Raw genomic sequence first — 5,131 nt, 5'->3', positions numbered from 1 at the left:
CTCAGCCCCTGTGTCGCCCCGTTTGGTGTCCACCCCCGGCGGGGGGGGCCGGCAACCGGGGCGGCGCCGCCCCCCCCTGTCCCCCCCGGGGGGGGGGGGGCGCCCCCCCCCCCCACCTACCGCCGTAGGACCGCTCACCGGGCGGCGACCCGCCGGTAGGCGCGCATGCTCAGCGGCACGAACACCGCCACGATCAGCAGCGACGACAGCCACGCGTAGGTCAGCGCGTGGTCGTCGGGCCACGAGCCGGACACGACGTCCAGCCCCGGCACGGTGTTGCCGAACAACCCGCGCACCGCGTTGATCACGGCGGTCAGCGGGTTCCACTCGGCGATCACGCGCAGCGGGCCCGGCATCGACTCCTCCGGCACGAACCCGGACGACACGAACGTCAGCGGGGTCAGCCAGATCAGGCCGGCGCTCTGCGCGGCCTCCGGGCTCGGCGAGACCAGCCCGATGAGCGCCCCGATCCACGACATGGCGAACGCGAACACCAGCAGCACCAGGAACGCCAGCACCGCGTCCAGGAAGCTGCCGCGCACCCGCCAGCCGATGAGCAGGCCGCACAGGCACGTCACGAGCATCGCCACCACGCTCACCGCCAGGTCGGACAGCGTGCGGCCGACCATCACCGACACACCGGACATCGGCAGCGACCGCAGCCGGTCGATGAAGCCCTTGCGCAGGTCCGTCGACAAACCGATGACGGTGAACGCGGAGTTGAACGCCAGCGTCTGCACCAGGATGCCCGCCAGCAGGTACTCGCGGTACGCCGCGCCGCCGAGCAGGCCGCCGAACACGAACCCGAACAGCAGCACGAACATCACCGGCTGCACCACCGCGGCGAACGCCCAGTCGACGCTGCGCCGCACGTGCAGCAGGTTGCGCCAGGCGATCATCCAGCCGTCGACGGCCACCTTGGCCACTGCGGTCACGAGTCCTCCCCGTCGTCGGCGCGGTCGGTGAGCATCAGGAACACGTCGTCCAGCTTGGGCCGGTGCAGCGACACGTCGAGCACCCGCACGTCCCGCGCGTCCAGCCGCTGCAACGCCTCCATCAACGTCTTCGGGCCGACGTGCACCAGCACGTGCGCCCGGCGCAGGTGCTCGTCCACCACGGGCTCGGCCGCGCCGACCTCGGCGAGCACGCGGGTCAGCTCGGGCAGGTCCGCGTGGTCGGCGACGACGATCTCCAGGCGTTCGCTGCCGACGCGGGCCTTCAGCTCGTCGGACGTGCCCCGCTCCACCACCCGACCCCGGTCGATCACCACGATCGAGTCGGCCAGGTGGTCGGCCTCCTCCAGGTACTGGGTCGTGAGCAGCACGGACGCGCCGTCGTCCACGAGCCTCCGCACCATCTCCCAGGTGTCCAGGCGCGACCGCGGGTCCAGGCCCGTGGTCGGCTCGTCCAGCACCACCACCGGTGGCCGGGCGACGAGCGCGCCCGCCAGGTCGAGCCGCCGCCGCATGCCGCCCGAGTAGGTGCGCAGCAGCCGGGACGCGGCCTGCTCCAGCCGGAACAGCGCCAGCAGCTCCCGGGCCCGCGCCCGCGCCGCGGCGGCCTTGTAGCCGTACAGCCTGCCGACCAGGTACAGGTTCTCGTACCCGGTCAGGCTCTCGTCCACGGCCGCGTACTGCCCGGACAGGCCGATGCTGCGGCGCACGTCGGCCGACTGCGAGACCACGTCGAAGCCGGCCACGCGGATGTCGCCCGCGTCCGGCCGCAGCAACGTCGTCAGCACCCGCACCATCGTGGTCTTGCCGGCGCCGTTGGGGCCCAACAACCCCAGCACCGTCCCGGTGGGCACGGTCAGGTCCACGCCGTCGAGGGCGCGGTGCGCCTTGTACGACTTGACGACGCCTCGCGCCTCGACGGCTGCGGTCACCGCTCCTCCTCCGTGTGGTCGTCCGCCCCGACCGGCGCCCTGGGCGGGAACAGCGTCACGCGCACCGGCCAGCCGACGAGCCAGATCGCGGTGACGGCGGCGAGCTGGATCTCGAAGTTCCACAGCTCGACCGTGCTCGGCCCGCCGATCAGGAACATCACCAGCGTCAACGCCGACGAGATGGCCAGCGCCGCGAGGCAGCGCAGCCACATCGCCCACTCGTGGTGCTGCCGCGCCCGGCCGTGCCGGGGCGGGCGCGCCGGTGGCGGGCCGCCGGCGAAGCGGTGCGCGAACCACGCGTCCGCCCGCCGCACCAGGTGAGGGCCGAACGCCACGCTGATGCCCAGGTAGGCCGCGGCCAGGCTGTGCGTCATGCCCGGCGTGCCGCCCGTGCGCAGGTCGACGGCGCACGCCACCACCAGCACCAGGTCCACCACCGGCACGCCCAGCAGCAGCACGCCGCCGAGGCGGGGCATCCGCAGCGCGTACCGGGCGAGCAGCCCCGAGGCCAGCACGACCCAGAAGGCGATCTCGCACGCCACGATCAGGTACAGCACGAACGGGTCCTGCCCCGCCTGTGCTCGAAGCCCTTGAGCCGGCACCGGGAACCCCATCCCCCGTGATCACGAGCCCGCCGACGGGGACGGCGCCGTGACGGGGACGCCTGGCCGGTCCCCGATCACGTGCGCGCCGCCGTCGACGTGGACGATCTCGCCGGTCGTCGCGGGGAACCAGTCCGACAGCAGGGCCACGCACGCGCGGGCGACGGGCGTGAACTCCTGGTCGTCCCAGCCCAGCGGCGACTTGCCGTGCCACCGCAGGCCTTCACGGCGGGCGGCCTCGTCGCCGCCCGGCCCGATCGCGATGGCCGCGGTGGTGCGCAGCGGACCGGCGGCGACGAGGTTGACGCGGATGCCGTCGCGGCCGAGGTAGGACGCCAGGTACCGGGCGCAGGACTCCAGCGCCGCCTTCGCCACGCCCATCCAGTCGTACTCGGCGTAGGCGTGCGAGGCGTCGAAGTCCAGGCCCACCACCGAACTGCCCGGCCGCAGCATCGGCCGCACGGCCCGCACGAGCGCCTGCAACGAGTAGGCGGAGACGTGGAACGCGGGCGCGACGTCGTCCCACCGCGCGGTGAGGAAGTTGCCGCCGAGCGCTTCGGCCGGCGCGTAGGCGACGGAGTGCAGCACGCCGTCGATCCGGTCCGCGTGCGCGGCGATCCGGGTCGGCAGGGACGCGAGGTGCTCGGCGTCGGTGACGTCCAGCTCCACCACCGGCGCGGGCGACGGCAGGCGTTGCGCGAGCCGTTCCACCAGCCGCGCCCGGCCGTAGGCGGTGAGGACGACGTTCGCGCCTTCCTCCTGCGCCAGGCGTGCCACGTGGTAGGCGATGGAGTTCGGCGTGAGCACGCCCGTGACGAGCAGGGTCTTGCCCTTCAGCAGGTCCACGGCTCAGCTCTCCAGCACGTAGCCGTCACCGGGGCGGTGGCCCCGGGAGCGGCGGAGGTCGGCGAAGACGAACGTGCGCTGCAGCCAGCGGTCCGCGCCGTCGTAGCGCGGGGTGAACGCCGACCGGCCGTGCACGGTGACCCGGTTGTCCACGATCGCCAGGTCGCCCGCGGTCAGCCGCAGCGCGTTGAACGAGTTGTCGAACAGCTCGCCCAGCTCGGCCATCGCCGCGACCGCGCGTTCGGTGACGGGCCGGGTGGCCGCCTGGTCGATGCACAGGTCCGGGTCGTCCGCGTCGCCGTGCAGCACGGCTCGCGGCGGCACCTCGCCGGACGTCGCGCCGAACGAGGGCGGCGGCGCGGTGACGAACTCCGCCGACGACAGCGCCGAGCGGGCCTGCTCGCCCAGCTTCGGCAGCACCTGGCGCGAGCACACCAGCCGCAGCTCGGCGATCCGCTCGTGGTCCGGCCGCACGCACCCCAGCAGCACGAAGTCGGGCCGGTGCTGGTGGAAGGCGTTCTCGGTGTGGAACGTCAGGTGCGCCGACCCGACGTTGCCCTGCACCTCCTCCTTGCCCGGCACCGGCACCACGTTCTGCACCAGCGCGCCGGACTTCTCCGCCCGGAACGCGCCCGGGTCGCCGAGGCCGTGCGCCACGAGCACGAGCACGGCGGCGGACACCGTCGCCTCGCGCACCACGGAGCCCTCGGCCTTCGGCGTCGGCGGGAGGTTGTCCTCGTCCACGGGCAGGTTGCGCAGCAGCAGCGCGCCGCCCGCGCCCGAGTCGCGGCGGAACTCCTTGAGCGCGTGCCGCAGCGTCGCGGGCGCGTCCTCCCACGCCCGCCGTGCGGCGGCCACCCACTCGGGGCTGTCGAGCCGCCCGCCGGCCACGTCCAGCAGGTCGCGGGCGATCCGGTCGAGCCACTCGTGCTCGACGGCGTCCAGCGTGGCGGTGGTCAGCGTGTCTTCGTTGGCCAACAACATGTCCCTCACCCTCAGTGGGTCGTCACCGGGCGGACCCGCCCGAGCTGTGCGGAGATCGCCCCGAGCAGGGCGGTCGGGTCGTGCCGGAAGTAGAAGTGGCCGCCGTCGAACGCGCGGTGCTCGCGCAGCTCGCCGGACGCGGCGAGGTCGCGCCACGCCTCGCCGCCGTCCGCGTCGACGTCCGGGTCGGCGTCGCCGCGGTAGACCACGAGCGGCGTGGCCACGGGTGGCGGCGCGGCGGGCGCGTACCGCTCGATGAGCCGGTAGTCGGCGCGGATCATCGGCAGCAGCAGGTCGCGCAGGTCGGGGCTGCCCAGCGCGGCGGCGTCGGCGCCGGACACGCGGGTGATCTCGGCGACGAGCGCGTCGTCGTCCCGGGTGTGCAGGTCGCCGGGCGTGCGGCGGTGCGGCGCGGTGAACCCGGAGGCCACGAGCAGGGCCGGCGGGTGGCCGCGCTCCTCGCACCGCCGGGTCACCTCGTAGGCGATGGCCGCGCCCATGCTGTGCCCGAACAGCACGACGGGCCGGTCGAACAGCGGCGCGAGGACGTCGGCGAGCACGTCGGCCATCACCGCCATGTCGTCGACCGGCTCGTCGACGAGGCGTTCCTCCCGGCCGGGGTACTGCACGACGCGCACCTCGACCGACGCGGGCAGCCGCCCGCCCCAGTCGCGGTAGTAGCTCGCCGATCCGCCCGCGTGCGGCAGGCACACGAGGGTCGTCGCGGCCGACGGCCGGGGTGTGCGCGTGCGCAGCCAGCGGTCGGCGGTGGTCGTGGCCGCCATGCGCGCCTCCTTGTCGTAGACGGGTCTGC

6 protein-coding genes are annotated in these 5,131 nt (G+C 74.3%); all 6 read right to left on the bottom strand.

Features of this window, described 5'->3' with window-relative positions; all coding sequences use genetic code 11:
• Nucleotides 1-134: 134 nt before the first annotated feature.
• Nucleotides 135-935 (bottom strand): ABC transporter permease, encoded by an 801-nt coding sequence (locus ACZ7GX_RS36130; RefSeq protein WP_498783570.1) that lies wholly within the window; start codon nucleotides 933-935, stop codon nucleotides 135-137.
• On the bottom strand, nucleotides 932-1,885 hold the full coding sequence (locus ACZ7GX_RS36125; protein WP_498783568.1) for an ATP-binding cassette domain-containing protein: 954 nt from the start codon (nucleotides 1,883-1,885) through the stop codon (nucleotides 932-934). Before ACZ7GX_RS36125 ends, ACZ7GX_RS36130 begins: the two co-directional genes overlap by 4 nt.
• The gene (locus ACZ7GX_RS36120) at nucleotides 1,882-2,442 is read right to left on the bottom strand and encodes a hypothetical protein (protein WP_498783566.1); all 561 of its coding nucleotides are present in this window, start codon (nucleotides 2,440-2,442) and stop codon (nucleotides 1,882-1,884) included. Before ACZ7GX_RS36120 ends, ACZ7GX_RS36125 begins: the two co-directional genes overlap by 4 nt.
• 66 nt (nucleotides 2,443-2,508) lie before the next feature.
• Complete coding sequence (gene fabI / locus ACZ7GX_RS36115) at nucleotides 2,509-3,333, bottom strand: enoyl-ACP reductase FabI (RefSeq protein ID WP_498783564.1); 825 nt, start codon at nucleotides 3,331-3,333, stop codon at nucleotides 2,509-2,511.
• Nucleotides 3,334-3,336: 3 nt separating this feature from the next.
• Nucleotides 3,337-4,317: a TauD/TfdA family dioxygenase gene (locus tag ACZ7GX_RS36110; protein ID WP_498783563.1), complete on the bottom strand. Its 981-nt coding sequence runs from the start codon at nucleotides 4,315-4,317 to the stop codon at nucleotides 3,337-3,339.
• A gap of 11 nt (nucleotides 4,318-4,328) precedes the next feature.
• Nucleotides 4,329-5,102: a thioesterase II family protein gene (locus ACZ7GX_RS36105; protein ID WP_498783560.1), complete on the bottom strand. Its 774-nt coding sequence runs from the start codon at nucleotides 5,100-5,102 to the stop codon at nucleotides 4,329-4,331.
• Between the last annotated feature and the right edge of the window lie 29 nt (nucleotides 5,103-5,131).

The sequence above is a fragment of the Actinosynnema sp. NPDC037264 genome, from assembly GCF_055603705.1.
Note: the sequence above shows the minus strand (reverse complement) of the source record. Positions and strands in the feature narration are given on the sequence as shown.

Bases quoted from the DNA above. Each gene is read 5' to 3' on its own strand.
- ACZ7GX_RS36110 (WP_498783563.1), bottom strand. From the start codon at position 4,317: ATGTTGTTGGCCAACGAAGACACGCTGACCACCGCCACGCTGGACGCC.
- ACZ7GX_RS36105 (WP_498783560.1), bottom strand. From the start codon at position 5,102: ATGGCGGCCACGACCACCGCCGACCGCTGGCTGCGCACGCGCACACCC.